Genomic DNA, 25,992 nt, shown 5'->3' with positions numbered 1-25,992 from the left:
ACGCGCATGAGCCGCAGCCTCGCCCGCTTCCTCTCCGGCGTCGTCCGTACCGCGACAAGCCCCATGCGCCCCCGCCGCGCCGAGGCCACGCGCGCCCTGGTCGCCGAAAACCTGATCCAGCGCCTGACGGTGCCGACCGAAGCCGGCCCGCTGCTGGTGGAATGCCCCTCGGCCCGCGCGCTGCATGACCCGCAGGGCTTCGGCCAGGACGAGCCGGAGACGGTGGCCTGGATCATGTCCCGGCCGGTGGGCAGCGTGCTTTGGGACATCGGCGCGAATATCGGCCTCTACAGCCTCTTCGCCGCGAGGCGCGGACTGCGGGTTCTGGCCTTCGAGCCCTCGGCCTCCAGCTTCGCGGCCATGGTCCGCAACATCGAGATCAACGGTTTTGACGACCGCATCAGCGCCTATTGCCTGGCCTTCGCGGAGCAGACATCGCTCGTCACGCTGAACATGGCCAATACGGCGGCCGGGCATTCCATGCACAGCATCGAGGCGCGGGAGGGCGGCTTCCGCCAGGCCGTGCCTGGTTTCGCGGTGGATGAGTTCATGGCCCGCTTCGCGCCGCCGGCGCCGGATGCCATCAAGCTCGACGTGGACGGCATCGAGCCGCTGATCCTGCGCGGCGCCATGGCGACGCTGCGCCAGCATGTGCGCGAGGTGCTGGTGGAGATCGACGGCGCCAATGCGGCCGCCGGCGGCAATGGCATCCCGGAATTGCTGGCCGAGGCCGGGTTCAGCGAGGCGCCGATGGATGGCGCCGCACGCAACCGCCGCTTCGTGAAGGGCTAACCAGCGAGGCTCGCTGCCAGCGCGTCCGAGAGGCCCACGCTCGGCGCGATGCTGCTCAATTGCCGCGCCGCCGTCGCGGTCTCCGCCGCCTCGATCGCACAGCGCAGCCCATCCAGCACCGGCACCGTGACCTGCGGCGCCACCAGGGCATCGAGGCCCACCAAGCCGGCGCCGCCCAACAGGATCACGCCCGCCCCGCGCGCCACCTCGCCGCGCGCGGTCTCGGCCAGCAGGCCGGCCGCCTTCGCCGGCTCGCGCGCGATCATGTCGCCCGTGGGTGGGATCGCGGCCACGCGCACCTTGTCAGGCCCGAGGCCACGCAACAGGAAAAACTCCTCCAGCATCGGCACCCAGGCCGCCCCCCCGGTCAGCACGCCCACGCGCGGCGCCACGCGCAGCGCCGCGAAGATCGCCGCATCGGCCATGCCGAGAATGGGGATGGGGAAGCACTCCCGCGCCGCCTCCAGCCCCGGGTCGCCGAAGCAGCCGATGATGGCGGCGTCATAGCCCTTGGGATTGTCGCGCCCGATCTCGCTCGCCAGCGAATCGAGCACCGCATGGGCGGCGACCGCCGAGGCGGCGCGCGAGGCGATGTAGCGCGCGCCGAAGCGCGCGGTCAGGGGCACGATCTCATGCGTGCACATGCGCCGCGCCCCCTGCGCCATGCGCTCGGTGATCGCGGGATCGGTGTTGCCGTTGAGGAGGAGAAGCTTCATCGGCGGGCAGTTGTGCCCGGGCCTTGGGCAAAGACAAGGGGGGAGGGGGCGTTCGGGCGGCGGAGAGCGCTTGCCCCGCAGGGTGCCTTCGGCGCTAAGTAACACCGTGAGGAAACCCCAGACAGGGATCAACAACATGCGTTTGCGTCACGTCATCATGGCGGCCTTGCTGCCGCTCGCCCTATCCGCCACCGGACCCGCCGCCGCGCAGGGGACGCTGCGGATCGGCATGACCGCGGCCGACATCCCGCTGACCCATGGCCAGCCTGACCAGGGCTTCGAGGGCAACCGCTTCACCGGCATTCCGCTTTATGACGGCCTGACCGCCTGGGATCTGAGCCGGGCCGATCGCCCCTCCACCGTGATCCCGAGCCTCGCCACCGAATGGACGAGCGACCCGAACGACCGCACGCGCTGGATCTTCCGCCTGCGCCCCGGCGTCACCTTCCACGACGGCAGCCCCTTCAACGCCGATGCGGTGGTCTGGAACGTCCGCAAGGTGCTGGACCGCGACGCGCCGCATTTCGACCCGCGCCAGGTCGGCGTGACCGCGACGCGCATGCCCACGCTGCGCCGCGCCGAGAAGATCGACGACATGACCGTCGCGCTCTTCACCAGCGAGCCGGACAGCCTGCTGCCGATCAACCTCACCAACCTCTTCATGGCGAGCCCGACCCATTGGCAGGCGCTGCGCGCGCAGCACCCGACGGCCGAGGCCACCTGGAACGCCTTCGCCGCGAACCCCTCGGGCACCGGCCCCTTCCGCCTGACGCGCTTTGTCCCGCGTGAGCGCGCGGAGATGACGCGCAACGACAACTACTGGGGCACCAAGGCGAAGCTCGACCGCATCGTGCTGCTGCCGATCCCGGAGGCCAATGCCCGCACCGCCGCGCTGCTCTCGGGCCAGGTGGACTGGATCGAGGCGCCCTCGCCCGATGCCGTGCCGCAGCTGCGCAGCCGCAACATGCAGATCGCGACCAACCCGCAGCCGCATGTCTGGCCCTGGCAGCCCTGCTTCCTGCCCTCATCCCCGCTCAGTGACGTGCGGGTCCGCCGCGCGCTGAACCTCGCCATTGACCGCGAGGGGCTGCGCACGCTGCTGGGCGGCATGATGCAGCCGGCGGTCAGCACCTATCCGGCGGGCCACCCCTGGGCCGGCAACCCGACCTTCCAGATCCGCACCGACAAGGCCGAGGCGCGCCGCCTGCTGGCCGAAGCCGGCTACGGCCCGCAGCGGCCGCTGACGATCCGTGTGCAGATCAGCGCGAGCGGCTCGGGCCAGATGCAGCCGCTCTCGATGAATGAGTTCCTCCAGCAGGATCTCCGCACGGTCGGCGTGAATGTCGAGTTCGACGTGATCGAGTGGAACGCGCTCTTCACCAATTGGCGCAATGGCTGCGGCCATGCCTCGGCGCGCGGCGCGCATGCCACCAATGTCAGCTTCTCGGCGATGGACCCGTTCTTCTCGCTGGTCCGCTTCTACGACAGCAAGATGGCGCCACCCGTCTCCAACAACTGGGGCATGTTCAACGATCCGCGCTTCGACCAGATGGTCGCCGCCGCCCGCACCTCCTTCGAGCCGGCCGAGCGTGACGCGGCGCTGGCCCGCCTGCATGCGGCCGGTGTGGACGAGGCGCTCTTCATCTGGATCGCCCATGACGTGGGCCCGCGCGCGATGAGCCCGCGGGTGCGTGGCCATGTCCAGCCGCAGAGCTGGTTCGTGGATCTGCGTCTCCCTCACATCCAGTAAGCAAAGGACTGGTCATGAGCCTCATGCGCGCCTTCAGAGAATCCGCGGCGAATAGCCGCGGCGGCCGCCTGTGCGGCCGAAGCCAAGCGCGCGGATGCGCGCGCGTCATGCCGCAGGCATGCCGCAGCATGGCGTCTGAGGGCGTCGCATAATGTTCTTCTACCTGATCAAACGGCTCATCTACGCGATCCCCATCGCGCTCGCGGTGGGGTTCGTCTGCTTCATGCTGGTGCAGATCGCGCCGGGTGATCCGATCAACGCGATCGTACCGCCCGACGCGCCGCAGGAAGTGGTGGAGCAGGTTCGCCGCGACTACGGCCTGGACAAGCCGCTGCCCGTGCAGTTCGGCCTCTGGCTGATGAAGGTGGTGCAGGGCGATCTCGGCCGCTCGCTCGCCACCGGCCGCCCGGTCTGGAGCGACCTGCATTCGGCCATCGGCAACACGCTGACGCTCGCTTTCGCCGCCTCGCTCATCGGCTTCGTGCTGGGCTGCATCCTGGGCGGCCTGGCCGGCACCTTCCGCGGCTCGCTGCTCGACCGCATGGCCGTCACCACCGCCGTCGCCGGCGTCTCCGTGCCCCATTACTGGCTCGGCATGGTGCTGGTCGTCATCTTCTCCGTACAGCTGAACTGGCTGCCGGCCATGGGGGCGGGGCCCGGCGGCAGCGCCGACTGGGCCTGGGACTGGGAGCATATCCAGCACCTCATTCTGCCGGCCGTGACGCTCTCCGTGATCCCCATGGGCATCGTGACGCGCACCGTGCGCGGCATCGTGGCCGAGATCATGAACCAGGAATTCGTGGTGGCACTCCGCGGCAAGGGCCTCACCTCCTGGAACGTCTTCCTGCATGTCGTGAAGAACGCGGCGCCGAATGCGCTGGCCGTGATCGGCCTGCAGCTCGGCTACCTGATGGGCGGCTCGATCCTGGTGGAGACCGTGTTCTCCTGGCCGGGCACCGGCCTCTTGCTGAACAGCGCCATTTTCCAGCGTGACCTTCCGGTGCTGCAGGGCACCATCCTGGTGCTGGCGATGTTCTTCGTGGCGCTCAACCTCTGCGTGGATCTCATCCAGACCGCGCTCGACCCCCGGATCAAGCGAGCCTGAGCATGAGCACCTCCGCCGCCACCGCCGAGCTCGCCATCCAGGCGAAAACCGCCGTCCTGCGCTCCGAAGGCTATTGGGCCGGCGTCTGGAAGCGCCTGAAGCGCGACCCGGTGACGATCTTCTGCGCCAGCGTGCTCTTCGTCATGCTGATGATCATCGTCTTCGCGCCCTACATCGCGCCGCACGATCCCTTCCAGGGCAGCATGATCCGCCGCCTGCGCCCCATCGGCACCGAGAATTACCCGCTCGGCACCGATGAACTGGGCCGCGACATGCTGACGCGGCTCATCTATGGCGGCCGTCTTTCCTGGTTCATGGGCATCCTGCCTGTCGCGCTGGCCTTCGTGATCGGCACCTTCCTCGGCGTCATCGCGGGCTTCGTCGGCGGGCGCACGAACATGCTCATCATGCGCGTGACGGACGTGTTCTACGCCTTCCCCTCGGTCCTGCTGGCCGTCGCCATCTCCGGCGCGCTGGGGGCGGGCATCATGAACGCCATCCTCTCGCTCACGCTGGTCTTCGTGCCGCCCATCATCCGCGTGGCCGAAAGCGTCACCACCGGCGTCCGCAACCTCGACTTCGTGGATGCGGCGCGCGCTTCCGGCGCTTCGGCGGTCACGATCGTGCGCGTGCATGTGCTGGGCAATGTGCTGGGGCCGATCTTCGTCTATGCCACCTCGCTCATCTCGGTCTGCATGATCCTGGCCTCGGGCCTCTCCTTCCTCGGCCTGGGCACCCGCCCGCCGGAGGCCGAGTGGGGCCTGATGCTGAACACGCTGCGCACGGCCATCTATGTGCAGCCCTGGGTGGCCGTGCTGCCCGGCGTCTGCATCTTCGTCACCTCCATCTGCTTCAACCTCGTCTCCGACGGGTTGCGGCAGGCGATGGACGTGAAGGGCTGACGGACGATAGCTTCGGGCAGGCCATGACGGAGCCTGCCCGATGATCGCCCGCCGCCTTCTTCTCGCCGGGGCCACTCTCCCCGCCGTCGCGCATGCCCAGGCGCCACGGCCCACCCGCATCCTGGTGGGTTTCCCACCCGGCAGCGGGCTCGACCTGATGACGCGCCTGATCGCCGAACGCTTGCCGGCGCGCCTGAACCGCCCCGTCCTCGTCGAGAACCGCCCCGGCGGCGGCAGCCGTATCGCCGCCGAAGCGCTGGCCCGCGCGCCGGGCGATGGCTCGACGCTGATGATGGCGCCCATCGTCGTGCCGGTCTTCTTTCCCTTCCTCTACGCCCGCCTGCCCTTCGACCCGGTGCGGGACATCGCCCCCGTCGCCATGGTGACGAGCTTCAACTTCGCGCTCGCCGTCCGCGCCGACCATCCGGCCCGCAACCTGGCCGAGTTCGTCGCCTGGGCCCGCGCACAGGGGGACCGCGTGAGCTATGGCTCGCTCTCCGCCGGCACGCCCGCGCATTTCCTGGGCGTGCTGTTCAACCGCGCCACCGGCACGCGGATGGAGCATGTGCCCTATCGCGGCTCCGGCCCCATGGTGCTGGCGCTGCTGGCGGGCGAGATCCCCTGCGGCTTCACCACCACAGCCAGCCTGGTGCCGCATCTGCAGGACGGCTCACTGCGCGCACTGGCCGTCACCGGCGCCAACCGCTCGCCCCTGCTGCCCGATGTGCCGCGCTTCGCCGAGACGGGTCTCGACCTCGGCGAGATGGGCGAGGCGGAGATGTGGTACGGGCTCTTTGCCCCCGGGTCGACGCCGTCCACGGTGATCGAACCCATCGGCGCAGCCACGCTCGCCGTGGTGGCGGAGCCGGAGACGACGGCACGGCTGCGCGCGCTGGACGTGCCGCCCCGGCCGCTCGGCCCCGCCGCCTTCGCCGCCGCCATCCAGGCCGATCTCGCGCGCTGGGGCCCCATCATCCGCGCCACCGGCTTTCGCCTGGAGGATTGAGCATGCCGAGCGTCACCTTCATGGGCACCGGCGGCCCGCGCCGGGATCCGCACCGCCGCGCCACCTCGCTGCTGCTGCGCAGCGGGCAGGAGGAGGTGCTGATCGACAGCGGCCGCGGCGCGCTGCTGGGCCTGGGCGAAGCCCGCGCCAATATCGCTGGGCTGCGGCGGATCCTGCTGACGCACCACCATTTCGACCATATCGGCGATCTCTACGACGTGATCCTGAATTCCTGGCTGGAGGGCCGGCGCCACCCGCTGCTCATCGAAGGGCCGCCCGGCACCAAGGGCATCGTGGATGCGCTGCTGAACCATGTGTACGACCGGGACCTCACCTGGCGCAGCCTGGGCGAGCCCGCCCATGGCGGCTGGGCGCCGGTCGAGGTGCGCGAGATCTGCGCGGGGGAAGCCACCTCCGGCGCCGGCTGGCGCGCGACGGCGCATGAAATGAGCCACGGCCACGGACTGCCCACGCTCACCCCCGCCTTCCTCAGCCGCTGGTTCTGCCATGGCTATCGCTTCGAGGTGGCGGGCCGCGTCTTCGCCTTCACCGGCGACACGGTGGATTGCCCTGGGTTGCGCAAGTTGGCCGCGGGCGCGGACGTGCTGGCCATCTGCTGCTATGCCGCGAGCAGCGAACTCACCTCGGAGCATTTCCGTGTCCTTGCGCGGCATACGCTGGCCTGCGGCGACACGGTGGGAAAGATCGCCACCGCTTGCGGCGTGAAGCAACTCGTCCTGACGCACCACAAGCCGCGGCCGGACGACGCGTGGCAAGCCGCGCTGCTGGAAGAGGTGGCCCGCGATTTCAGCGGGCCCTTGAGCCTTGCCACCGATGGCTTCGAGGTGGCTTTCTGACACTTGGCAAGGCTTGGCATGGCGCCAGATTCCTGCCGAAGCCCGAAGGGAGCCCGCCGTGAACCGTCGTCGCCTGATCGCCCATCTGCCCGCGCTTGCGGCCCTGCCATTGCTGCCCGGCGCCGCGGAGGCCGCCACCCGCCGCGAGATCGACGCGGAGGTGGCGATCGCGCTCGAGACGCTGCGCGGCATGGAGCATGTCCGCCCCCTCTTCCAGGCTGCGCACGCGATCCTGGTGTTTCCGCGCATCATCAGCGGCGGCTTCATCGTCGGCGGTCAGTATGGCGAGGGTGCGCTGATCCGCGGCCATGAGACCGAGGGCCATTACCGCATCGCCGGCGCCAGCTTTGGCCTGCTGGCCGGCGCGCAGACCGCGGGCATCGCCATGTTCTTCATGAACGAAGCGTCGCTTCGGGCGCTGATGGCCGCCGATGGCTGGGAGATCGGCACCGGCCCCAGCGTGGTGGCGCTCGATCATGGACTGCAGGCCAATGCCAGCATCACGACGCTGCGCGAGCCGGTCTATTCCATCACCTTCGGCCAGCGGGGGCTGATGGCGGCGCTCGCCCTCAACGGCACGAAGATCACGCGCTTCCGCCCGGACTGACCGCCGGCTCAGAACAGCGGCGGCGCGATCCATTTCTGAAAGCCTTCGCGCTCGCCCAGCCTTGCGTACCAGGCGGCGAGCCTGGGGAATTTCGGCATGCCGCGCTGCTGCACCTCGGGCCCGAACCAGCGCCGCGCGTAGCAGCCGAGCACGATATCGGCGAGGGTGAAGGTCTCGCCCTCGATGAAGGGGCGCCCATCGTCGAGCCGTGCTTCGAGAATGGCCCAGCAGCGCGCGCTGTTCTTCACCGCGGCGGCCACCGCCGCCATGTCGCGCTTCGCCTCCGGCGTGCGGACCATGTTCCAGAAGAGGTCTCGCTCTGCCGGTGAGAGGGTGGAAAGCTGCCAGTCCAGCCAGCGGTCCACGCTGGCCCGTGCGCCTGCCGCTTCAGGATACAGGCCGCGCGCATCGCCGCCCACCATCATGCAGAGATAGCGGCAGATGCTGTTGCTCTCCCACAACTCCACGCCATCATGACGGAGCGAGGGAATGCGGCCGTTGGGGTTGAGCGCGCGATAGGCCGGCGTGTCCACCACGCCATGCTCCATCCCGGCGTCCTGGCGCTCATAGGGTTGGCCCAGCTCCTCCAGCACCCAGAGGGTCTTCCAGACATTCACGCTGTTCACGCGGCCATAGAGCTCGATCACGGTGCGCGGTCTCCTGGGGCTTGCGCGTCGATCTGCGCAAATTGCCGCCTTCTTCCTTGTGCCGCCAGGGATATGAACGCCGCTGGATCATGATAAATTTTACATGTTTTGCGGGAAATACTCCTGGTCTACATCGCCCGGCACACCCTCCGGGACCGCGCTGGCCGCGGCACCGGCAGCGGATGGTCCGCCCGTCGGTGCGGCCTGGCCGAGGCTCAGCCGCGCGGTGCGGGTTTCGCCTTGGTCTCGAACCGCCAGGGCGACCCGCCATCGTCATTGGCGTCCAGCCGCAGCCGGTGCTCCAGCGGTGGGAAGGCGCGGCTGCGGCAATCCGCCCTGTCGCAGAGCCTGCAAGAGAGGCCGATGCCCACGCGCGCCGTCGTCAGGTCGAGCCCATCCGAATAGACCAGCTCCGCGGCGCGTGAGATGTCGCAGCCGATCGCCACGACATGCGTGGGCGATGGCTCGCCCCAGCGCGGTGTGGGTCCATGCACGGCGCGGGCGATGCAGAGGAAGGCCGCGCCATCCGGCAGCTCCGCCGCCTGCACGCGCACCTGCTCGGGCGTGCCGAAGGCGTGGTGCACCACCCATTTCGGGCAGCTGCCGCCGAACCGCGCGAAGGGAAAGCCCGCCGCCGCGAAGCGCTTGGTCACATTGCCTGCCGTGTCCACGCGGAGGAAGAAGAAGGGCACGCCGCGATGCCCCTCGCGCTGCAAGGTGGAAAGCCGCTGCGCCGCCTGCTCGTAGGAGACGCCGAAGCGTGCGGCGAGCTTCTCGACATCGTGCCTGAGCTCGCGCGCCGCATGCAGGAAGGGCAGATAGGGCATGAGCAGCACGGCCGCCGCGTAGTTCAGGAGGCCGATGCGGATGAGCTGCGTCGCCTCCGCGCTGGAGGGCGGCTCCTCGCCCAAGGTCGCGTCCACCACCTCGCGCGCTTCCATCAGCATGAGCTGGAAGGCCATGCGGAAGCCGCGGGATTCGCGCGGCAGGGACTCGGCGAGCCAGAGGTCGCGCGTGCGCGGGTCGAAGCGGCGGTCGCTCTCGGGCATGGGGGCGACCGTCACGCGCACGCCATGCGCGTTGCGCAGCCGCTCGGCGATGGCGTGGTTCATCTCGGCCGGTGCGGCGCGCAATTCCGCGCCGAGCTTCTCGCCGAAGCGCTCGAGCTCGGGGAAGTGGTTGCCGCGCTCATGGAAGAAGTCGCGCGCCTCCTCCGTCGGCAGCAGCATGCGCCGGCCGGAAGGCAGCGCGATGCCCGAGCTGTCCTCCCGCGCCACGCGCCAGGCGCGATACAGCGCGAGCACGCCGCGCGAGGCATTGGGCGCGGCCGCCGCCATCGCCTGCAGCTCGCCCTCCGGCACGGAATCCAGGCCCAGCACCGGATCGCCCAGCACTTCGCGCAGGCCCGCTTCCAGTTGCCGCTCCGTGTGACCGGAGAGGGCCGCCAGATCCACCCCCAGCGCCTCGGTCAGCTTGAACAGGACGGCGGCCGTCACCGAGCGCTGATCATGCTCGATCAGGTTGAGGTAGCTGGCCGAGATGCCGAGGCGCACGGCCAGCGCCTGCTGCGTCATGCCGCGCTCGGTGCGGATGCGACGAACGGTGCGGCCGATCAGCGGGCGGGCCATGGCGCTCTCCTTTTACACGATTGACTAAATCGGGCTTTGAAACGTCGCCGGATGCACAGTCTTGCCGTGTGTCACCCAGTTTTGCGCGTGACTTGGCGCGGCGCAATGTCAATCTTTCACAGGTCGCCAAGACCTGAGGAGATTTTCCGATGCGCCCCGAAACCACCAAGCTGACCGCGCCCGACGGCATGCCCCCCGGCTCGGGCGGCGAGCCCGGCCGCTTCGACGGCATCCGCCGGGACTATACGCCGGCTGACGTCGCCCGCCTCGCCGGCAGCTTCCGCACCCAGCACACGCTGGCCGAGATGGGCGCCCGCCGCCTCTGGCAGCTGCTGCGCACCGAGCCGCAGGTGACGACGCTGGGCGCCATGACCGGCATGCAGGCGCTGCAGCAGGTGAAGGCGGGACTGAAGGCCATCTACCTTTCGGGCTGGCAGGTCGCGGCCGACGCCAATTCCGCCAATACCATGTACCCGGACCAGTCGCTCTATCCGGTGGACAGCGTGCCCAATGTGATCCGCCGCATCAACAACGCGCTGCGTCGCGCCGACCAGATCGCCACCATGGAGCGGCATGACGGCACGGGCGATGACCGCACGCACTACATGGCGCCGATCATCGCCGATGCGGAGGCGGGCTTCGGCGGCGCGCTCAACGCCTATGAGCTGATGCGCGCGATGATCGAGGCGGGTGCGGCCGGCGTGCATTTCGAGGATCAGCTCGCCAGCGAGAAGAAATGCGGCCATCTCGGCGGCAAGGTGCTGGTGCCCATCAGTCAGCACATCCGCACGCTGAATGCCGCGCGCCTCGCCGCCGATGTCGAGGGCGTCTCCACCGTCCTGCTCTGCCGCACGGACGCGGAATCCGCGCAGCTGCTGACCAGCGACGTGGATGAGCGCGACCGCCCCTTCCTGAGCGGCGAGCGCACGCCGGAGGGCTTCTTCCGCATCACCCCCGGCATGGGCAAGCCATACGCCATCGCGCGCAGCCTCGCCTATGCGCCCTATGCCGATCTGCTCTGGTGGGAGACGTCGGACCCTGATCTCGATGATGCGCGCGACTTCGCGGAGGCGATCCACCGCCAGTTCCCCGGCAAGATGCTCGCCTACAACTGCTCGCCCAGCTTCAACTGGCAGCGGAAGATGGGCGTGGATGCGGCCGCGAAGTTCCAGCGTGAGCTGGGCGCCATGGGCTACAAGTTCCAGTTCGTGACGCTGGCGGGCTTCCACAGCCTCAACCTCTCCATGTTCCGCCTGGCCCGTGGCTACGCGGAGCGCGGCATGGGCGCCTATAGCGAGCTGCAGCAGGCCGAGTTCGCCGAGGAGGTGAACGGCTTCACCGCCGTGCGCCACCAGCGCGAGGTGGGTGTGGGCTATTTCGACGCGATCGCGAATGCGGCGAGCGGCGGGAAGGCCAGCACCACCGCGCTGAAGGACAGCACCGAGGCGGCTCAATTCCATCATGCATAGCGGCCCGGCCTTCCGGAACGCATCGCTTACCTTCGTCCAATCTGTGCCAACCCCAAGGAGACACGCCATGAACGACAACCACGATGACGGCCTGGTGCATTCCCACAACTACGCCTGCAGCGAGCGCGGCCGCATGGCCAATCGCCCGCCGACCACGCGGCCGGAGGAGTACGACGACGGTCTCGTCCACTCGCACAACTACGCCTGTGGCGAGCGCGGCCAGCCCGCCCATCGCTGAGCGGGCTACGCCTCCAGCGAGCGTCGCAGCAGCCAGGCATGGGCGCCCGGCGCGTAATAGTCGCGCCGGCGCCCGGCCCTCTCGAAGCCGGCCTTGGCGTAGAGCGCCATGGCCGGCGCATTATCCTCGGCCACTTCCAGGAACATCACCCGCGCCCCCGCCGCCGCCGTCACCACCGCCGCCGTCTCCACCAGCGCCTCGCCCAGACCCTGCCGGCGATGATCGGGATGGACGGCCAGCGTCAGGATCTCCGCCTCGTCCAGCACGCGCCGCGCGAGAATGAAGCCGCCGGGCGCGGTGAGGCCCACCACGCCCTGCATGCCAAGCAGGGTCGCGATCGTCTCCGCACTCCAGGCCGCGCCGGGCGGGAAGGCGGCCGCATGCAGCGCGGCGAGCGCAGGCGCATCCGCGGCACTGGCGGTGGCGAGCTTCACGTGGTGGCCGGTGGTTCGACATAGAGCGGCTCCAGCGCCAGGGCCGGCACCTCGCCCCGCAGCCGCCGCAAGGCCACGCGCGCCAGCGCCGCCGCCTCGATCCGCCGCGCATCGCCGAGCCCGGCCGGCCAGCCGCGCGCGCGCATCCGCGCGACCGCGCGCGGTGCGCCATCGCCCATGATCCAGGTGTGGCCCTCCGGCCGTGGCAACGCGTCTTCCGCGACCACGCAGGGCAGCGCATCCGGCCGCTCCAGGAAGAGATCGCCGCGCCGGTTCTCCGTCACCGCCCAGGCGGGGAAGGCGGGGTCGCTCATCGCCACCAGCGCCTCGCCCGTCGTCACCGCCACCACGGGAATGCCGCGTGCGAGGCCGATGCCCTGCGCCAGCGCGATCGCCGTCCGCAGCCCGGTGAAGCTGCCCGGACCGACGCCGACCGCCACCGCCTCCACATCGCCCTGCAGCACCGTCTCGACCAGCGGCGGCAGCGCGGCGGCCTGGCCATGCGCGCCCTCATGCACGCGCTCCATCAGCACATGCTCATCCTCCACCAGGGCGGCAAGGCAGCGGGAGAGGGCGGCATCGAGAACGAGAAGGCGCATGCCCCCGCTTGGCACCAAGCGGGCGGTCAGGGCAAGCGCCGCAGCCAGGCGCGCAGCGTGATGAGCGCGGTGAGCCAGCCGATCGTGGCGGCGGTCGGCGGCACCAGCGCCAGCAGCGGCCAGGGCAGGTCGGTGATCTGCGCGTCCCGCGCCAGCACGACAGGCAGCGCCTGCATCGCCAGGAACCACAGCGCGGGCAATGCGATGGCGAGGCCCAGAAGCGCGCCGAGGAAGCAGAGCCAGCCCAGCCGCCGGGCGAAGCGGCCCGCGATGTCGGCATCGCGCGCGCCCAATTCGTGCAGGATGACGATGGTCTCCCGCCGTGCCGCGATGCCCGCGCGTGTCGCCACCGCCACCAGCGCCGCGCCCACCAGCCCGATCAGCCCCAGCATGGCGAGCGAGAGCCCGCGCAGGCCATCCGCCAGGCGCATGGCAAGCCGCACCGCCTCGCTGCGCAATTCGAGCTGCGCGCCGGGAATCGCCTGCACCGCCTCCAGCAACGGCTGGTGATCCGCGCCCCCCGGCAGGGTGATGGCGAGCATGCGGGGCAAAGGCAGGCTCGGCACCTCGCCGAGCCAGGGGGCGAGCAATTGCCGAAGCCGCTCATCCGGCACGGCGGTGACCGAGGTGACGCCAGGCAGCGCCTCCAGCCGCGCGATCACCGTCTCAGGCGCCGTCTCGCGCGGCAATTGCAGCAGCAACTGCCCGGCCTCGCCCTGCTGCCAGCGCTCCGCGAGGCGCCCCGCGCCATCGGCGCCCGCGATGGCGAGTGCGGCCAGCAATGCCATGGCGGCGACCAGCGCCGGCAGCAGCCGGTCGGCCAGCGCACGGCGGAGCCCCAGCGGGTCGCGCCCCTTGAGGCGGCGGCCCTCAGCCATGGCTCACCAGCCGTCCAGCTTCGAGCCGGAGCGTGGGCGCGGGATATTCCTGGGGCAATTCCTCGCTGTGGGTGGCGACGATGACCGTGGTTCCCATGCGGTGCATCTCCCGCAGCAGGCTGATGACGCGCCGCGCCTGAGCGGCGTCCAGATTGCCGGTGGGTTCATCCGCCACCAGCAGGGCGGGCCGCGCCACCACGGCGCGGGCCAGCGCGAGGCGCTGCTGCTCGCCCCCCGAGAGGGTCGAGGGCGGGGCCTCGGCACGGTCCAGCAGGCCCACCCAGCGCAGGATCTCGCGCACATCGGCGGCGAGCCGCGCCTCGGTCAGGCCCTGGATGCGCAGCGGCAGAGCGGCGTTCTCATACACCGAGAGATGCGGCAGCAGGCGGTAATCCTGGAAGACCACGCCGATGCGCCGGCGCAGCGCGGGGAAGGCCCGGCGCGGCAGGCGGCGGATGCGCGAATCCAGCACTTCCACCTCCCCTTCGGTCGCGCGGAGCGAGAGGCTGATGAGGCCCAGCAGGCTGGACTTGCCCGCGCCCGAGGGGCCAAGCAGCCAGGTGAAGCTGCCGGGCGTCAGCGCGAAGCTCACCTCCGAGAGGGTCCAGTAGCCGTCGCTTTCCGGATAGCGCAGCCCAACGCGGGAGAATCGCACCATGGGTCAAGTTTCGCAGCGGCATTCAGGATAAAGCAAACCGCAGGTTGCAGGATGCGCCCCGCCTTGGCACATGCGACACCGAGATGGACATTGCCTGCCCGAATTGCGCCGCAACCTACCGTGTTCCCGAGGCGCTCCTCGCCCAGGGGAAGCCGCTGCGATGCGCGGCCTGCGGCGAGAGCTGGGTGCCCGAGATGCCGCCCGCCGCCCCAATGGCGGCGGCGGACCCGGTGGAGCCCCCGCCTGCCGAACATCCGGGCCTGGATGCCCCTCTTCCTGAGCCTGACCTCCCGGCGGCCGTTCCGTCCGAGGCAGCGGCCCCAGATGCCGTGCCTCCACCGCCCGAGCCTGTCGCCGCCCTTGCCGCGGAACCGCCGCCTTCGGCGCCGGCCCGCCACGCCTCGCCACTCACCCCCCCACCGCTGAACCCACCTGTCCTGCAGCGCCGGCCCGCCGGCACGGGACCGCGCGGCCGGGTCGGAGCACTGCGTCTCGCCTGGGCGGTGAGCGTCGCCACCCTGCTCCTCGGTCTTGCCGGGCTCGTCTTCTATGGCGATGCCATCGCTGCCGCCTGGCCGCCCTTCGCCCGCGTCACCGCACTGCTGGGCGTGTGACCGAGCGTCAGGCGGGGACGGCCTCGGGCAACGTGACGCCGGTGCGATAGCTGCCCTCGCTCGCCGGGGCCCGGGGAAGGACCAGCGAGAGCAACCGATCATCCTCGCGGATCACCATGTCCTCCGCCTCGAGCGCCGCCAACGACGTGGCGATGGCGTCGGCGGGGTAAGCGGCCAGCGCCTCGATCACCGCCGCCTCCGTCACCGGCCGGTCCGTCGCTTCCAGCACGGCCTGGGCCAGCGCGTCGAGTTCGAGTTCGCGTCGCTGCCCGCCGCGGCTGTCGAGGACCACCACGCCGCCACCCTCGCGCGGTCGCAGCACATGCAGATGCGCGAAGAGCTCGTTCTGCGGGATGCCCCAGGCCTTCACCGTGTCATGGATCTGGCCGTAGCTCTGCTGCAGATGCAGCGAATTTTCCCAGCCGCGCTCGAAATAGTAGCAGAAATCCTCGTAGCGGAAGCCGGTGCGCTCGACGTACTCGCGCGAGAAGATCAGCTCATAGGTCGGCCCATGCGCCGCGGGCGGAATGCCGAAGCGCTCGGGCTGCGCCTGCAGCGGCGCATAGCGCGTGACCTGCACCGGCACGCAGGAGACGGGCGGGTCGAAATGCGCGAGCTTGGGCAGCAGCGCCTCCATCCGCCGGTATTCGGGCAGGGTGTCGTCCGGGAAGCCGTAGAGGATGTTGTAGAGGATCCGGATGCCGTATTTCCGGCCGAGCTTCAGCGTGAACACGTTCTGGATGGCGGTGACGCCCTTGTCGATCCGCCGCAGCACCTCGGAGCTGAAGCTCTCGATGCCGGGCTGCACCTCATGGAATCCCGCATCGGCGAGCAGGCGGAAATGCTCCTCCGTCACGTTGGATTTCATCTCGCAGCTCAGGATGAATTTCGGCCGCTCCGCCGCCAGCATGGGCAGCAGCGTCTTGTAGAAGCCGTGCGGCAGGATGTAGTCCGAGAAGCGGAAGCTTGAGATGCCGTGGCGCGCGCGCAATGTGCGCAGCCCCTCCAGCACCGTCTCCGCCGCGCGATGGCGGTAGACCAGGTCCGGCTTGTCGATGCCGCAGAAGACGCAATGGTGCTTCGCCCCCCACCAGCAGCCGCGTGAATTCTCGACCGGGATGGAGGCGGGTGTCAGGTCCACCTGGCATTCGGCCGAAAGGCGCGCCGTGTCGGCGAAGAAATCGCTATAATCTGGCACCGGATTGGCATCGAGATCGGCCTTGGGCGCGGGGGGTGTCGCGATCACCGCGCCATCGGCGCCGCGATGCAGGATTCCGCGCACCGCGGCGAGGGGGCGGGCGCCGCGCGCGGCCTCGACGAGGTCGAGGATGGTGGTCTCGCCCTCGCCCACGCAGATCGCATCCACCCAGGGATGGCTGTGCATCAGCATGCTGCCCGTCGGGTCGCGCACCGCATAGCCGCCGAGCGCCACCAGCTTCTCCGGCGCGCGCGCCTTCACGAGCTTGGAGAGCGCCAGCGAGGCGATGGTCTGGTCGAACATGCAGGTGAAGCCGACGAGGCGCGCGGGCGAGGCGGCGATCTCATCCGCCCAGCGTTCCAGCCAGTGCGGGATGACCTCCGCGCGCAGGTGCAGCAGCCGCTCGATCACCACATCCACCGAGCCCACACGCTCGGGGTCGAGCGCGCCGGCGAAGGCCAGGTCCTCGGCCTTCACGCGCAGATGCCGGCGCTGTGCGTCGGTCACCACCGGGTCGAGCGTGTGGCTGAACAGGAAGTCGTTCAGCGCATAGACGACGCTGATGCCGTCATAGGTGCTGGCCTTCAGGAATTCGAGGGCGAAGAGGTTCAGGTGCAGCACCCGCGCCTCGACGCCCTGTCGCGCCAGGATCGCCTTGAGCAGGGCGAGGCCGAGGCCCGGCTCGATCACATTGGTCCATGGCATGCTGACCAGCAGGATCTCCGGCTCGGGGCGATCCTGCCACGGCTCGGGCAACAGCGCATCCATGGCGCGGCTAGAACTTCTCGACGCCCGAGCGGTCGCGGATCAGGCTGTCGATCGGGTTCATCTGGCCGACGAAGAGCGTGCCGATGGCGATGCAGACGCCCGCCCAGATCACGCCTGCCGCGATCGCGGAGCCGCCATCCGAGAGGCGATCCGCCAGGGAGCCGCGGCCGCCGACGGCGATGATCTTCTCAATCGCGGATTCGCTGATCTTCACCTTCAGATTGTCCGCCACCGCCTTCGGCCGGTCGAACCAGTCGGTCGTGAACCGGCCATCCTTCAGCACGGCGTGGAACAGCTTCATCACCTCCTGGTCCACCGGGTCCTTGATGCGGGCCAGGTTGGAGGGGGCGAGCAGCTGCAGCGCCTCGGCATTCTTGGCGCTGAGCTTGAGGCCGAGTTCCTTCGCGACCGCGGCCGGCTTCTCGAAGACCTGGGTGAGGTCCCGCCCGCCCGCCTTGGCGGTGCGGATCAGTTCCAGCACATCGGCCTCGATCACGCCCTGGCGTACGAGGTCCTGCGGCTCCTTGATGGGGCGCGGCGGCCAGGGGAAGGGGATGGGCGGCTTGCCGGTGCTGCCGCAGGTGAAGCCCCCATCATCGCTCTGGTAGATGATGGCGCGACCGGGATTGAGCGCGCCATATTGCCCCTCCGCGATCTCCACGGCCAGGTTGGCGGCGCCGATCGCCATCTTGGAGAGCTTGGACTGCATGGCGCGCTCCTGCGCCGCGGCGAGGGCCTGGACGAGGCGCCCGGCCGCCTTGATCGAGGAGAGCAGCTCCGGCTTGAGGGGCGGGAGGGGGAGAACCCGTTCCTCCGTGAGGAGCAGGGCCCCTTGGGTGCCGCCACCGAAGACCATGAGTGTTTTCATCTTGCCGTCCTCCAAGCGCTGTCGGGATGATTCCCTTGTGATGCAATCCAGGGTTGTTTGGACGAAACGAATGCAATCATGAAGATTGCGTTCTTTACAACCAAAAATTGTATCTTGTGACCATCGGGCCTGGTGGATGCATGCGCAACGGCGGCCTCCAGCTGCTGGAGGCCGCCTCCGCATCGGGCTCGTGGCCCGCTTGGTTCAGGCCGTGCGGGTGGCCGGTGTCCGGCCCAGCAGGCGGGAGACATCCAGCGCATGGGCGCCGGCGCCGAGGCCCGCCTGGACCAGCATCGCGGCCGTCAGGAAGGCCGGGAACTCCCACCCGCCATTTGGCGCGGTGAACAGCCAGCCATTGCCCGCGTGCATCGCGGTCGCGCCCAGCAGGATGGGCAGGCTGAGGAGCGCCGCCGGCCGAACCAGCACGCCGGTGATGAGCGCCAGGCCCGCCGCGGTCTCGCCAAGGGCGACCACGGCGCCGAGGATGGGCGGGAAGCCGATCGAGCCGAAATAGCCCATGGTGCCGGCGAGGCCGAAGACGCCAAGCTTCAGCCAGGCGCCATGCGCCAGCATGATCGCGCCGAGGGAAAGCCGCAGCAGCAGGGCGGCATAGGGGGTGGTGAGCTGGGTGGAAGGCATTGCGGGATCTCCTTTGGGACTGCGTGTTCCGATGGCGGCAAGCTGCGCCTGTGCGCCGCGCCCTTCCAATCCCGGCTTGGAACGGGGATCATCACCGTGGTGAATGATGGGGCGCGCCATGACTGAACTCTCCCAGCTCGACCTGAACCTGCTGCGCGTCTTCGACGCGGTGGCGCGCGAGCGGCACGTGACGCGCGCGGCGCAGCGGTTGAACCTGTCGCAGCCCGCCGTTTCCAACGCGCTGGCGCGGCTGCGCGGAGCGCTGGGCGATGAGCTCTTTCTGCGCAGGCCCGGCGGCGTGGAGCCGACGGCTCTGGCCAACGCTCTCGCCGCGCCGGTGGCCGAGGCACTGGACCGGCTGGCCGATGCGCTGGCCGTGCAGGCGCCCTTCGATCCCGCGACGGCGCGGCGCGTCTTCACGGTCGCCTTCTCGGAATATGCCGAGGCCGCGCTGGCGCCGCGCGTCCTGGAGCGCATGGCGCGCGAGGCGCCCGATTGCCTGCTCGCCATCCGCCATGCCGACCGCACCAATGCCGAGGCGCTGCTGGAGCGCGGCGAGGCGCAACTCGCGATCGCCGTCCTGCCCGAGCCTGGCGCGCTTTACACGCGGTTACGCCTGCTGCCCGAGGCCTTCCTGACCCTGATGCGCGCAGACCATCCGTTGGCGGAGGGCGAATTGACGCTGGAGCGATTCATCTCGGTGCCGCATCTTCTGCATTCGCCCAATGGCTCGCGCGACGGTGCGCTGGATTCCATCCTGGCGGCCCAGGGGCTCTCCCGCCGGCTCGGCGCCGTCGTGGCCCATCTCTCGGCCGTGCCGGAGATCCTGGGCCGCACCGAGATGATCATGACGCTCTCCGCCCGGCTGGCGCAGCAGATGGCGACGAGCGGGAGCATCGTCACGCGTGAGCCGCCGATCAATGTGCGGCACACGCGGCTTTCGATGATCTTCCACCGCCGCTTCGAGGGCGATCCCGGCCATGCCTGGCTCAGGCGCCTGCTGCTGGCCGAAGCGCGGGAAGTCTAGTCGAGCCTGAGCCCCAGCCGCTGGATGATGGGCTGCCAGGTCGCCGTCTCCTCGCGGATCAGGCGGGCCATGGTCGCGCGATCCTGGAAGCGCGGGATGATCCCCTGCGCGCTGAAGGTGGCCTGCACGCCCGGGTCGTTCACCGCATCGCGGATCGCGTTCTGCAGCGCGATCAGGATGGGCTCCGGCGTGCCGGCACGGCCGACGAAGCCCTGCCAGCCGCGCACCACGAGGTCCGGCATGCCCTGCTCGGAGGCCGTGGGCACATCGGGCATCAGCGGATGGCGCTCGGTGCCGCCGAGGAAAGCGATGGCGCGCACGCGGCCAGAATCCACCTGCGGCTTGGCCAGGTTGATCCCGTCGATCATGAACTGCACGCGCCCGCCCAGCATGTCCTGCAGCGCGGGCGCGCTGCCGCGGTAATGCACCACCTCGATCTGCGTGCCGGACTGCGCGGCGAAGAGCTCGAAGGCGAGCTGCGTGATCGAGCCCTGGCCGGCCGAGCCGAAATTGAGCTGCCCGGGGCGCGCGCGCGCCAGGGCCACGAATTCCGGCAGGGTGCGAATGTTCAGCTCGGCCGGCACCATGAAGAAGAGGCCACCCACGGTGGCGAGCGCGATGGGCGTGAGGTCCCGCGCGGAGTCGAAAGGCAGGTTGCGGTAGAGCAGCGGGTTCACCGCGATCACCGCATTGTTCACATGGCCGAAGGTGTAGCCATCCGGCGCACTCTTCGCGACGGCGTCGAGGCCGAGATTGCCGTTCGCGCCGCCCCGGTTCTCCACCAGCACGGGCTGGCCCAGGCTCTCGCTCATGCGTTGCGCGATGGGGCGCGCGACGAGGTCCGAGCCGCCGCCCGGCGGGAAGCCGACGACAAGGCGGATGGGCCGGGCCGGGAAGGCCTGCGCGAGGGCGGGCGCGGCCAGGATGGGGGTGGCCAGGATGGGGGTGGCGAGAAGGGCGCGGCGCGAGATGGTCATCTGTCCTCCGGGTGTTTTCCGGGAGGCTGGCATGAATTCCACCGCCGCGAAATCAGGGTTTTCGGAGAACGCAGCGAACGACCTCGGCGAGGCCCTGGTGGCGCGGCCCCTCATCCAGCCGCACCGCACCTTCGGTCAGTTCCAGCACCTCGAGCCCCACGAATTCCCGCTCGACGATGGCGCGGTCCCAAAGCAGGGCCGGCATCTTCGGTCCGCCCGAGCGGCGCCCTTCCTGCGCCGGCGAGAAGCACTCGAGCACGAGAAGGCCACCGGGCTTCAGCGCGCGCAGGCAGCCGGCGGTGGCCAGTGCGCGATCCTCGGGGGGCAGGTGCAGGTAGATCCAGGCGATCAGGTCGTATTGCGCCTCGGGCCAGTCCCAGCGCGCCACATCCGCCTGCCGCGCATCGAGTTCGACGCCACGCTTTGCCGCGAAATCCCGCGCCTTCGCGACCGCGACCGCAGACCAGTCGAGGCTGGTGACGGCGAGCCCCAGCTTGGCGAGCCAGACGCCGTTGCGCCCTTCGCCATCGCCCACCGCCAGCGTCGTCATGCCCGGCCGGAACCGCCAGGCCTGGGCGCGGAGATAGTCGTTCGGCGCGCTGCCGAACTGAAACTCGCCGCCTGCGTAGCGTTCATCCCAGGCGAGTGATGTGCTCATGATTGTGCTTCCCCAGGTCCCGGGGTCTGGGGCCTTTCGGCCCCAGCCGCCGGAGGCCCTTTTCCTTACTGCGGTTCCCACCCCGGCGCCGCCAGCTCGAACCCTTCGAAGCGAAAGGCCGGCGCCACCGTGCAGCCGCAAAGCACCCAGCCCTCCAGCGGCGCCGCGGCCTGCCAGACGCCGCGCGGCACCATCGCGAAGGGCCTCTGCCCCGCCGCGATGTCCGGGCCCAGATGCAGGGTCCGTACCGCGCCCCCAGCCCAGAGCCGCAGCGCCAGCGCGCCGCCGCCATACCAGTGCCAGCCTTCATCGGCGTCCACGCGATGCCAATGGCTGCGCTCGCCCGCTGCCAGCAGGTAGTAGATCGCCGTGCTCTCGCCGCGCGCGCCGTCGCTCGGCGTGTGGCGGAAGATCTCACGGAAATGGCCGCCCTCGGGGTGCGGCTGCAGCCCGAGTTCTGCGATCAGCGCGCGCGGATCGAAATGGGGATCAGTGAGCCTCACCCTGCGGGCACCGTCTCAGCGAAGATCGGGTTCGCCATATGCGCCTCGTAGAACGCGGTCAGCTTCGGCCGGCCCGGGCGCCAATCCTCCTCGCCGAAGCGGAAATCGAGATAGCCCAGCGCGCAGACCAGCGTCAGCGTGCCGATGTTCAGAGCGGCCGGCACGCCCTCTGTCTCCAGCAGGTCAAGCGTGCGGGTTACGGCGGCCTGCTGCCGCGCGATCAGGCCGGCGCGCGCCTCCTCGGCCGGCATCAGCGATTGCCCGCGGCGCAGCACGGCCGCGGTCAGGATGCCGTCCGCCAGCGCCGCCAGCCGCAGCGCCGGCCAGCGCGCCTCGCCCGTGGGGTAGAGCTTCGCGGCCCCGCCGATGCTGTCGAGATACTCGCAGATGAGCGGGCTGTCCGGCAGCGTCATGCCCGCATCCGTCACCAGCGCGGGCACTTTCGAGAGCGGGTTGTCGGCCAGCAGCTCGGCAGGGCTCGCATGCGGGTTGCTCCCCACGCGCTCCAGCGGGATGCCGTGGTGCATCGCGGTCGCCACCACCTTGCGGACGAAGGGGCTGGCGGCGGAGTAATGGAGTTTCATCGGAAGCTGTCCTTTCCGGCGCGGCGCGCCGCAAGCTCGGCCACATCCTTCGCGCGCATGAAGGGGTTCACCGCGCGTTCCAGGCCAAGGGTGGTGGGAATGGTGGGCTGCCCCGCCTCGCGCTGCGCCTTGGCCTGCACGGAATAGGCCATCAGCGCCAGGTTCTCGGGCTCCACCGTCAGCGCGTATCGGATGTTCGAAAGCGTGTATTCATGTCCGCAATAGACGCGCGTCGCATCCGGCAGCGGCGCGAAGGCGGCGAGCGAGGCGAACATCTCCTCGGCCGTGCCCTCCAGCAGCCGCCCGCAGCCGACGGCGAAGAGCGTGTCGCCGCAGAACAGCGCATTGTCGGCGGCAAAGCTCCAGGCAATGTGCCCGCGCGTATGGCCGGGGCTGTCCAGGATGCTGGCCTTGCTCTCGCCCAGGGCGAAGCTGTCGCCCGGCTTGAGTGCGGCATCCAGCGGCGGCAGACGCGCCGCGTCATTCGCATTTCCCGCGATCTTCGCGCCGAAGCGCTGGGCCAGTTCCGGGATGCCCGCGATATGGTCGCCATGGTGATGGGTGATCAGGAGCCAATCGAGCCGCCCGCCCTCCGCCATGATGAAATCCGCAACGGGGGCCACCACGGCCGCATCCATCACCGCCGTCATTCCCGTCGCTTCGTCGCGCAGGAACCAGGCGTAATTATCGTCCAGGATCGGAATGGGCTTCACGGTCAGGGTCATGGCTTCTCCATCCGGGGCACTCCCTCGGGGCGGGTTCCTGCCCTATATCCCCCGCATGAGCGGTGAGGTCCACGGTCTGGCGGAGTTCTATCGCGCGCCGCTTGGCCGGGTTGCGGCGCGGCTGCTGCGCGGGCGGCTTCTGGCCCTCTGGCCGGAACTGAAGGGGCTGGATCTGCTGGGCCTGGGCTGGGCCGAGCCCTATCTGACCCTCTGGCCCGGCCAGGATGGTCGGCGCCTCGCCTTCGCCCCCGATGGCCTCGGCCTCCTGCCGGGCTCCGCCCAGGTGCAGGACCGCCACCTGCCGCTGCCCGACCGCTGCGTCGACCGTGTCATGCTGGTGCATGCGCTGGAGGCGAGCGAGGGCGCCCACGCCCTGCTGCGCGAATGCTGGCGCGTGCTGCGCGACGATGGCCGGCTGCTGGTGATCGTCCCCAATCGCCTGGGCTGCTGGTCGCTTTTCGACCACACACCCTTCGGCCAGGGGCGCCCCTATTCGCGCGGCCAGCTGGAAGGGCAGCTGCGCCGCCAGATGTTCGCCGTCAGCCGCCGCGACTCGGCGCTCTTCGTGCCACCGCTGCCCTGGGGCTTCGCGCTGCGCGGCGCCCGCGTCTGGGACCGCCTGGGCCGGGCCGTCCTGCCCCGGCTCGGGGGCGTCACGCTGATCGAGGCCGAGAAGGACCTCTTTGCCGCCATGCCGGCGGGGGCCCCCGCCCTCGGCCGCCGCGTGGTGGCGGAACTTCCCGCCGGCTATGCGCGGGTCAAAGAAAGCGCCCCGGATCGGTGATCCATTCCTCCCGCTCCCAGGCCAGGAAGCCGCGCGTCACGCGGGCGGCCATATAGAGCCAGGTGAGCGCCAGCAGCGGCTCCATGAAGCCGATGCCGGCCGAGGCCAATGCGCCCGCAACGCCCATCAACCCCATCCAGAAGGTCCGCACCGCATAGGCATGCTGCGAGGACCAGGCCGTGCCGCGCGCCCCGCCCCAGAGATGCGCGAGCAAGCCCGCCGCCAGCCAGGGCAGGCCCAGCGCCAGCCCCGCGCCGAAGAGGATATTGATCCAGAGCACGCGGCGGCCCGGGTTCATGCGCCCTCGGCCAACTCCAGCGCGCGGGCATAGACGCGCTTGCGCGGCAGGCCGGTCGCGGCGGCCACATGCGCTGCCGCATCCCGCAGCGTCATCCGTGCCATGGCGGCCCGGAGCGCCGAATCGAGCGTGTCGGCGCTGGGCTCGGCCGGCGGCGGCGCTGGGCCGACGCAGAGCACCACTTCGCCGCGCGCCTCATGCGCCGCGTAATGCACGGCGAGGTCTGCGAGCGAGCCGCGCCGCACCTCCTCGAAGCGCTTGGTGAGTTCGCGCGCCACCGCGGCGGGGCGGTCGGGCCCCAGGCCCTCGGCCAGCGCGGCCAGGGCCTCGGCCACGCGATGCGGCGCCTCGTAGAAGATCAGCGTGGCGGAAAGGCCCGCCGCCTCCATCGCCGCGAGGCGCGCGATCTCGGCCGCGCGGGCGGCGGATTTCGGCGGCAGGAAGCCATGGAACAGGAAGGGATGCGGTGGCAGGCCCGAGAGCGTCAGCGCCATCACCGCCGCGTTCGGGCCGGGAATGGCCGAGACCGGCACCCCCGCCGCGATGGCCGCCCGCACCAAGCGGAAGCCGGGGTCGGATACGAGTGGCGTCCCGGCATCGCTCACCAAGGCCAGCTTCTCGCCGGCCATCAGGCGGCCCACCAGCCGGGGGGCCTCGCTTTCCTCGTTGTGGTCGTGCAAAGCGAGAAGCGGCGCGGCGATGCTGTGCCGGGCGAGCAGACGGGCGGTGACTCTGGTATCCTCACACAGGATGGCGCGGGCCTCGGCCAGCGCCTGCTGCGCGCGGGGAGAGAAATCCGCCAGATTGCCGATCGGCGTGGCCACGAGCGTGAGGCCCGGGCCAAGCTTGGCCGGGGCGGAAGAAGGGGGTTCGGATGGGTCGTCGGTTTCCATGGGGGGTCGCCCTGGCCTCTCTCTGTCTTGTGCTCATCGGCTGCGCCCCGCAACCCCCGCAGCGGGATTTCCGGCGGCCGCAAGCCGCGGTCCAGCCTTGGACGGCGCCCAATGCCACGCCCGCGGGCGGCACCCTGCCTGTCGGGCTGTTGCTCCCGCTGACGGGCGGCAACGCGCCGCTGGGCCAGGCCATGTTGAACGCGGCGCAACTCGCGCTCTTCGACCAGGGCGACCGGCGGATCGAGATCCTGCCCCGCGACACGCGCGGCACGCCCTCGGGCGCCGCCCAGGCGGCCCAGGCGGCGCTGGCCGAGGGGGCGGTGGCGCTCGCCGGCCCGCTCACCCTGGGTGAGACCGCCCAGGCCGTCGGCGCCGCGAGTGGCCGCGTCCCCGTCTTCGCCTTTACCTCGGACGAGGCGCAGGCCGGAGCCAATGTCTGGGTGCTGGGCATCACGCCCTCGCAGCAGGTCCGGCGCATCGTGGCTGCGGCCTCCGAGGCCGGCGCCCGCCGATTCGCGCTGCTGGCGCCGGATGACGCCTTTGGCCAGCGCCTGGCCGCAGCGCTCCGCACTGCCGCGCAAGGCCTGGGGGCGCCGGCCCCCACGGTCATCCTCGCCTCCAACCGGGGCGACATGACGGCCCTGGCCCAGCAGCTCGCCGGCACCCCGCCCGATGCGGTCCTGATCGGCTTCGGTGGCCCCGGCGCGCGGGCGGCGGCCAATGCGATCGCCGCGACCTTCCCCGGCAACACGCCACGCCTGCTCGGCACCAGCCTCTGGGCGACCGACGCGACCCTGGGGCAGGAGGCGGCACTGGCCGGCGCCTGGTTCCCCGGCCCTGACCCGGTGGGGCGCGCCCGCTTCGATTCGCAGTATGACGCTGCCTTCGGCGAGCGCGCGCCGCGCCTCGCGGGTGCGGCCTATGACGCGGTGGCGCTCGCAGCCCGTTCGGCGCGGGAGGGCGCGCCGCCGGTCGGCGCCGCCTTCATGGGGGCGGACGGCCCGATCCGCCTGCTGGAGGCGGGCGCGCTGACCCGTGGCCTCGCCGTCTTCGCCATCCGCCCGGGTGGCGAGGCGGAGCTGGTGCAGCCGGCGCCGCTGCCCGGGGGCGCCGGCAGCTGAAGCAAGGCCCGCTCCTCGCTGCCGCCGCGCTGATCGCCGGCCCGCCTGC

29 protein-coding genes and 1 pseudogene are annotated in these 25,992 nt (G+C 70.5%); 13 read left to right on the top strand and 17 right to left on the bottom strand.

Features of this window, described 5'->3' with window-relative positions:
- The first annotated feature begins 6 nt into the window (after positions 1 to 6).
- Positions 7 to 792, top strand: coding sequence for an FkbM family methyltransferase (locus tag KTR66_RS13735; protein ID WP_213613284.1), 786 nt, complete (start codon positions 7 to 9; stop codon positions 790 to 792).
- Here the strand turns inward: KTR66_RS13735 and KTR66_RS13730 are convergent.
- Complete coding sequence (locus KTR66_RS13730; RefSeq protein WP_213613282.1) at positions 789 to 1,508, bottom strand: aspartate/glutamate racemase family protein; 720 nt, start codon at positions 1,506 to 1,508, stop codon at positions 789 to 791. The two genes, KTR66_RS13735 and KTR66_RS13730, sit on opposite strands and share 4 nt — an antisense overlap.
- Positions 1,509 to 1,644: 136 nt before the next feature.
- Between KTR66_RS13730 and KTR66_RS13725 the strand changes: the two genes are divergently transcribed.
- From KTR66_RS13725 to KTR66_RS25100, 6 genes are all read left to right on the top strand, one after another.
- Complete coding sequence (locus tag KTR66_RS13725; protein WP_213613280.1) at positions 1,645 to 3,258, top strand: ABC transporter substrate-binding protein; 1,614 nt, start codon at positions 1,645 to 1,647, stop codon at positions 3,256 to 3,258.
- Between the two features lie 151 nt (positions 3,259 to 3,409).
- Positions 3,410 to 4,363: an ABC transporter permease gene (locus tag KTR66_RS13720; protein WP_213613278.1), complete on the top strand. Its 954-nt coding sequence runs from the start codon at positions 3,410 to 3,412 to the stop codon at positions 4,361 to 4,363.
- A gap of 2 nt (positions 4,364 to 4,365) precedes the next feature.
- Positions 4,366 to 5,265 carry an ABC transporter permease gene (locus tag KTR66_RS13715; RefSeq protein WP_213613276.1) on the top strand — a complete coding sequence of 300 codons (900 nt, stop codon included), beginning with the start codon at positions 4,366 to 4,368 and terminating at the stop codon, positions 5,263 to 5,265.
- Between the two features lie 40 nt (positions 5,266 to 5,305).
- Positions 5,306 to 6,271, top strand: coding sequence for a tripartite tricarboxylate transporter substrate binding protein (locus tag KTR66_RS13710; protein ID WP_213613274.1), 966 nt, complete (start codon positions 5,306 to 5,308; stop codon positions 6,269 to 6,271).
- 2 nt (positions 6,272 to 6,273) lie between these two features.
- Complete coding sequence (locus KTR66_RS13705) at positions 6,274 to 7,128, top strand: MBL fold metallo-hydrolase (protein WP_213613272.1); 855 nt, start codon at positions 6,274 to 6,276, stop codon at positions 7,126 to 7,128.
- Positions 7,129 to 7,186: 58 nt separating this feature from the next.
- Complete coding sequence (locus tag KTR66_RS25100; protein WP_213613270.1) at positions 7,187 to 7,735, top strand: lipid-binding SYLF domain-containing protein; 549 nt, start codon at positions 7,187 to 7,189, stop codon at positions 7,733 to 7,735.
- An 8-nt stretch (positions 7,736 to 7,743) separates the two neighbouring features.
- Here KTR66_RS25100 and KTR66_RS25305 read toward each other — a convergent pair whose 3' ends face one another.
- On the bottom strand, positions 7,744 to 8,382 hold the full coding sequence (locus tag KTR66_RS25305; RefSeq protein ID WP_213613268.1) for a glutathione S-transferase: 639 nt from the start codon (positions 8,380 to 8,382) through the stop codon (positions 7,744 to 7,746).
- A gap of 215 nt (positions 8,383 to 8,597) precedes the next feature.
- On the bottom strand, positions 8,598 to 10,010 hold the full coding sequence (locus KTR66_RS13690) for a short-chain fatty acyl-CoA regulator family protein (protein WP_213613266.1): 1,413 nt from the start codon (positions 10,008 to 10,010) through the stop codon (positions 8,598 to 8,600).
- A 188-nt stretch (positions 10,011 to 10,198) separates the two neighbouring features.
- Between KTR66_RS13690 and aceA the strand changes: the two genes are divergently transcribed.
- A complete protein-coding gene (gene aceA, locus KTR66_RS13685; RefSeq protein WP_249732117.1) occupies positions 10,199 to 11,479 on the top strand; it encodes an isocitrate lyase in 1,281 nt (426 codons plus the stop codon).
- Between the two features lie 67 nt (positions 11,480 to 11,546).
- Positions 11,547 to 11,717: a hypothetical protein gene (locus KTR66_RS13680; protein WP_213613262.1), complete on the top strand. Its 171-nt coding sequence runs from the start codon at positions 11,547 to 11,549 to the stop codon at positions 11,715 to 11,717.
- Between the two features lie 5 nt (positions 11,718 to 11,722).
- Here KTR66_RS13680 and KTR66_RS13675 read toward each other — a convergent pair whose 3' ends face one another.
- Genes KTR66_RS13675 through KTR66_RS13660 form a run of 4 tightly spaced genes read right to left on the bottom strand, consistent with a single transcriptional unit; the run spans position 11,723 to position 14,286 of the window.
- The gene (locus KTR66_RS13675; protein ID WP_371819123.1) at positions 11,723 to 12,151 is read right to left on the bottom strand and encodes a GNAT family N-acetyltransferase; all 429 of its coding nucleotides are present in this window, start codon (positions 12,149 to 12,151) and stop codon (positions 11,723 to 11,725) included.
- The gene (tsaB, locus tag KTR66_RS13670; RefSeq protein ID WP_213613260.1) at positions 12,148 to 12,750 is read right to left on the bottom strand and encodes a tRNA (adenosine(37)-N6)-threonylcarbamoyltransferase complex dimerization subunit type 1 TsaB; all 603 of its coding nucleotides are present in this window, start codon (positions 12,748 to 12,750) and stop codon (positions 12,148 to 12,150) included. The genes KTR66_RS13675 and tsaB overlap by 4 nt, the downstream gene beginning before the upstream one ends.
- 26 nt (positions 12,751 to 12,776) lie before the next feature.
- The gene (locus KTR66_RS13665; protein ID WP_213613258.1) at positions 12,777 to 13,628 is read right to left on the bottom strand and encodes an ABC transporter permease; all 852 of its coding nucleotides are present in this window, start codon (positions 13,626 to 13,628) and stop codon (positions 12,777 to 12,779) included.
- Entirely contained in the window at positions 13,621 to 14,286 is a 666-nt protein-coding gene (locus KTR66_RS13660; protein WP_213613256.1) for a cell division ATP-binding protein FtsE, read from the bottom strand. The genes KTR66_RS13665 and KTR66_RS13660 overlap by 8 nt, the downstream gene beginning before the upstream one ends.
- An 83-nt stretch (positions 14,287 to 14,369) precedes the next feature.
- On the opposite strand from KTR66_RS13660, the pseudogene KTR66_RS25300 reads away from it, so the two are divergent.
- Positions 14,370 to 14,462 (top strand): annotated as a pseudogene (locus tag KTR66_RS25300) (zinc-ribbon domain-containing protein); the annotation flags it as partial.
- A 445-nt stretch (positions 14,463 to 14,907) separates the two neighbouring features.
- Here the strand turns inward: KTR66_RS25300 and KTR66_RS13650 are convergent.
- The 3 genes from KTR66_RS13650 to KTR66_RS13640 all read right to left on the bottom strand — a co-directional run bounded on the left by KTR66_RS13650 (position 14,908) and on the right by KTR66_RS13640 (position 18,373).
- On the bottom strand, positions 14,908 to 16,854 hold the full coding sequence (locus KTR66_RS13650) for a RiPP maturation radical SAM C-methyltransferase (RefSeq protein ID WP_213613252.1): 1,947 nt from the start codon (positions 16,852 to 16,854) through the stop codon (positions 14,908 to 14,910).
- A 19-nt stretch (positions 16,855 to 16,873) separates the two neighbouring features.
- Positions 16,874 to 17,734, bottom strand: a complete 861-nt coding sequence (locus tag KTR66_RS13645; RefSeq protein WP_213613250.1) for a hypothetical protein — start codon at positions 17,732 to 17,734, stop codon at positions 16,874 to 16,876.
- 204 nt (positions 17,735 to 17,938) lie between these two features.
- Positions 17,939 to 18,373, bottom strand: coding sequence for a DoxX family protein (locus tag KTR66_RS13640; RefSeq protein WP_213613248.1), 435 nt, complete (start codon positions 18,371 to 18,373; stop codon positions 17,939 to 17,941).
- A gap of 118 nt (positions 18,374 to 18,491) precedes the next feature.
- On the opposite strand from KTR66_RS13640, the gene KTR66_RS13635 reads away from it, so the two are divergent.
- Positions 18,492 to 19,400, top strand: coding sequence for a LysR family transcriptional regulator (locus KTR66_RS13635; protein ID WP_213613246.1), 909 nt, complete (start codon positions 18,492 to 18,494; stop codon positions 19,398 to 19,400).
- Here the strand turns inward: KTR66_RS13635 and KTR66_RS13630 are convergent.
- The 5 genes from KTR66_RS13630 to gloB all read right to left on the bottom strand — a co-directional run bounded on the left by KTR66_RS13630 (position 19,397) and on the right by gloB (position 22,847).
- The gene (locus tag KTR66_RS13630) at positions 19,397 to 20,377 is read right to left on the bottom strand and encodes a tripartite tricarboxylate transporter substrate binding protein (protein WP_213613245.1); all 981 of its coding nucleotides are present in this window, start codon (positions 20,375 to 20,377) and stop codon (positions 19,397 to 19,399) included. The genes KTR66_RS13635 and KTR66_RS13630 overlap by 4 nt on opposite strands.
- 52 nt (positions 20,378 to 20,429) lie before the next feature.
- On the bottom strand, positions 20,430 to 21,035 hold the full coding sequence (locus KTR66_RS13625) for a cyclopropane-fatty-acyl-phospholipid synthase family protein (RefSeq protein ID WP_213613243.1): 606 nt from the start codon (positions 21,033 to 21,035) through the stop codon (positions 20,430 to 20,432).
- Between the two features lie 65 nt (positions 21,036 to 21,100).
- Entirely contained in the window at positions 21,101 to 21,538 is a 438-nt protein-coding gene (locus KTR66_RS13620) for a cupin domain-containing protein (RefSeq protein WP_213613240.1), read from the bottom strand.
- On the bottom strand, positions 21,535 to 22,122 hold the full coding sequence (locus tag KTR66_RS13615) for a glutathione S-transferase N-terminal domain-containing protein (protein WP_213613238.1): 588 nt from the start codon (positions 22,120 to 22,122) through the stop codon (positions 21,535 to 21,537). The genes KTR66_RS13620 and KTR66_RS13615 overlap by 4 nt, the downstream gene beginning before the upstream one ends.
- Positions 22,119 to 22,847, bottom strand: coding sequence for a hydroxyacylglutathione hydrolase (gene gloB / locus KTR66_RS13610; RefSeq protein WP_213613236.1), 729 nt, complete (start codon positions 22,845 to 22,847; stop codon positions 22,119 to 22,121). Before gloB ends, KTR66_RS13615 begins: the two co-directional genes overlap by 4 nt.
- Positions 22,848 to 22,902: 55 nt before the next feature.
- On the opposite strand from gloB, the gene KTR66_RS13605 reads away from it, so the two are divergent.
- Entirely contained in the window at positions 22,903 to 23,631 is a 729-nt protein-coding gene (locus KTR66_RS13605) for a methyltransferase domain-containing protein (RefSeq protein ID WP_213613234.1), read from the top strand.
- Here the strand turns inward: KTR66_RS13605 and KTR66_RS13600 are convergent.
- Together KTR66_RS13600 and rsmI are read right to left on the bottom strand one after the other, a co-directional pair.
- Positions 23,606 to 23,929 (bottom strand): hypothetical protein, encoded by a 324-nt coding sequence (locus KTR66_RS13600; protein WP_213613232.1) that lies wholly within the window; start codon positions 23,927 to 23,929, stop codon positions 23,606 to 23,608. The genes KTR66_RS13605 and KTR66_RS13600 overlap by 26 nt on opposite strands.
- Positions 23,926 to 24,822 carry a 16S rRNA (cytidine(1402)-2'-O)-methyltransferase gene (rsmI, locus tag KTR66_RS13595; RefSeq protein ID WP_213613230.1) on the bottom strand — a complete coding sequence of 299 codons (897 nt, stop codon included), beginning with the start codon at positions 24,820 to 24,822 and terminating at the stop codon, positions 23,926 to 23,928. Before rsmI ends, KTR66_RS13600 begins: the two co-directional genes overlap by 4 nt.
- Between rsmI and KTR66_RS13590 the strand changes: the two genes are divergently transcribed.
- Positions 24,804 to 25,943, top strand: coding sequence for a penicillin-binding protein activator (locus tag KTR66_RS13590; RefSeq protein ID WP_256437578.1), 1,140 nt, complete (start codon positions 24,804 to 24,806; stop codon positions 25,941 to 25,943). The two genes, rsmI and KTR66_RS13590, sit on opposite strands and share 19 nt — an antisense overlap.
- Positions 25,944 to 25,992: the final 49 nt, after the last annotated feature.

The organism is Roseococcus sp. SDR (assembly GCF_019083995.1).
In the GTDB taxonomy this organism is placed as follows: Bacteria; Pseudomonadota; Alphaproteobacteria; order Acetobacterales; family Acetobacteraceae; genus Roseococcus.
Note: the sequence above shows the minus strand (reverse complement) of the source record. Positions and strands in the feature narration are given on the sequence as shown.

Coding starts and splice junctions, on each gene's coding strand:
- KTR66_RS13665 (WP_213613258.1), bottom strand. CDS start 13,628: ATGGCTGAGGGCCGCCGCCTCAAGGGGCGCGACCCGCTGGGGCTCCGC.
- tsaB (WP_213613260.1), bottom strand. CDS start 12,750: ATGCGCCTTCTCGTTCTCGATGCCGCCCTCTCCCGCTGCCTTGCCGCC.
- KTR66_RS13680 (WP_213613262.1), top strand. CDS start 11,547: ATGAACGACAACCACGATGACGGCCTGGTGCATTCCCACAACTACGCC.
- KTR66_RS13710 (WP_213613274.1), top strand. CDS start 5,306: ATGATCGCCCGCCGCCTTCTTCTCGCCGGGGCCACTCTCCCCGCCGTC.
- KTR66_RS13715 (WP_213613276.1), top strand. CDS start 4,366: ATGAGCACCTCCGCCGCCACCGCCGAGCTCGCCATCCAGGCGAAAACC.
- KTR66_RS13615 (WP_213613238.1), bottom strand. CDS start 22,122: ATGAAACTCCATTACTCCGCCGCCAGCCCCTTCGTCCGCAAGGTGGTG.
- KTR66_RS13640 (WP_213613248.1), bottom strand. CDS start 18,373: ATGCCTTCCACCCAGCTCACCACCCCCTATGCCGCCCTGCTGCTGCGG.
- rsmI (WP_213613230.1), bottom strand. CDS start 24,822: ATGGAAACCGACGACCCATCCGAACCCCCTTCTTCCGCCCCGGCCAAG.
- KTR66_RS13735 (WP_213613284.1), top strand. CDS start 7: ATGAGCCGCAGCCTCGCCCGCTTCCTCTCCGGCGTCGTCCGTACCGCG.
- KTR66_RS13630 (WP_213613245.1), bottom strand. CDS start 20,377: ATGACCATCTCGCGCCGCGCCCTTCTCGCCACCCCCATCCTGGCCACC.
- aceA (WP_249732117.1), top strand. CDS start 10,199: ATGCCCCCCGGCTCGGGCGGCGAGCCCGGCCGCTTCGACGGCATCCGC.
- gloB (WP_213613236.1), bottom strand. CDS start 22,847: ATGACCCTGACCGTGAAGCCCATTCCGATCCTGGACGATAATTACGCC.
- KTR66_RS13635 (WP_213613246.1), top strand. CDS start 18,492: ATGACTGAACTCTCCCAGCTCGACCTGAACCTGCTGCGCGTCTTCGAC.
- KTR66_RS13600 (WP_213613232.1), bottom strand. CDS start 23,929: ATGAACCCGGGCCGCCGCGTGCTCTGGATCAATATCCTCTTCGGCGCG.
- KTR66_RS13705 (WP_213613272.1), top strand. CDS start 6,274: ATGCCGAGCGTCACCTTCATGGGCACCGGCGGCCCGCGCCGGGATCCG.
- KTR66_RS13725 (WP_213613280.1), top strand. CDS start 1,645: ATGCGTTTGCGTCACGTCATCATGGCGGCCTTGCTGCCGCTCGCCCTA.
- KTR66_RS13690 (WP_213613266.1), bottom strand. CDS start 10,010: ATGGCCCGCCCGCTGATCGGCCGCACCGTTCGTCGCATCCGCACCGAG.
- KTR66_RS13590 (WP_256437578.1), top strand. CDS start 24,804: ATGGGTCGTCGGTTTCCATGGGGGGTCGCCCTGGCCTCTCTCTGTCTT.
- KTR66_RS13645 (WP_213613250.1), bottom strand. CDS start 17,734: ATGAAAACACTCATGGTCTTCGGTGGCGGCACCCAAGGGGCCCTGCTC.
- KTR66_RS13720 (WP_213613278.1), top strand. CDS start 3,410: ATGTTCTTCTACCTGATCAAACGGCTCATCTACGCGATCCCCATCGCG.
- KTR66_RS13730 (WP_213613282.1), bottom strand. CDS start 1,508: ATGAAGCTTCTCCTCCTCAACGGCAACACCGATCCCGCGATCACCGAG.
- KTR66_RS13605 (WP_213613234.1), top strand. CDS start 22,903: ATGAGCGGTGAGGTCCACGGTCTGGCGGAGTTCTATCGCGCGCCGCTT.
- KTR66_RS13625 (WP_213613243.1), bottom strand. CDS start 21,035: ATGAGCACATCACTCGCCTGGGATGAACGCTACGCAGGCGGCGAGTTT.
- KTR66_RS13660 (WP_213613256.1), bottom strand. CDS start 14,286: ATGGTGCGATTCTCCCGCGTTGGGCTGCGCTATCCGGAAAGCGACGGC.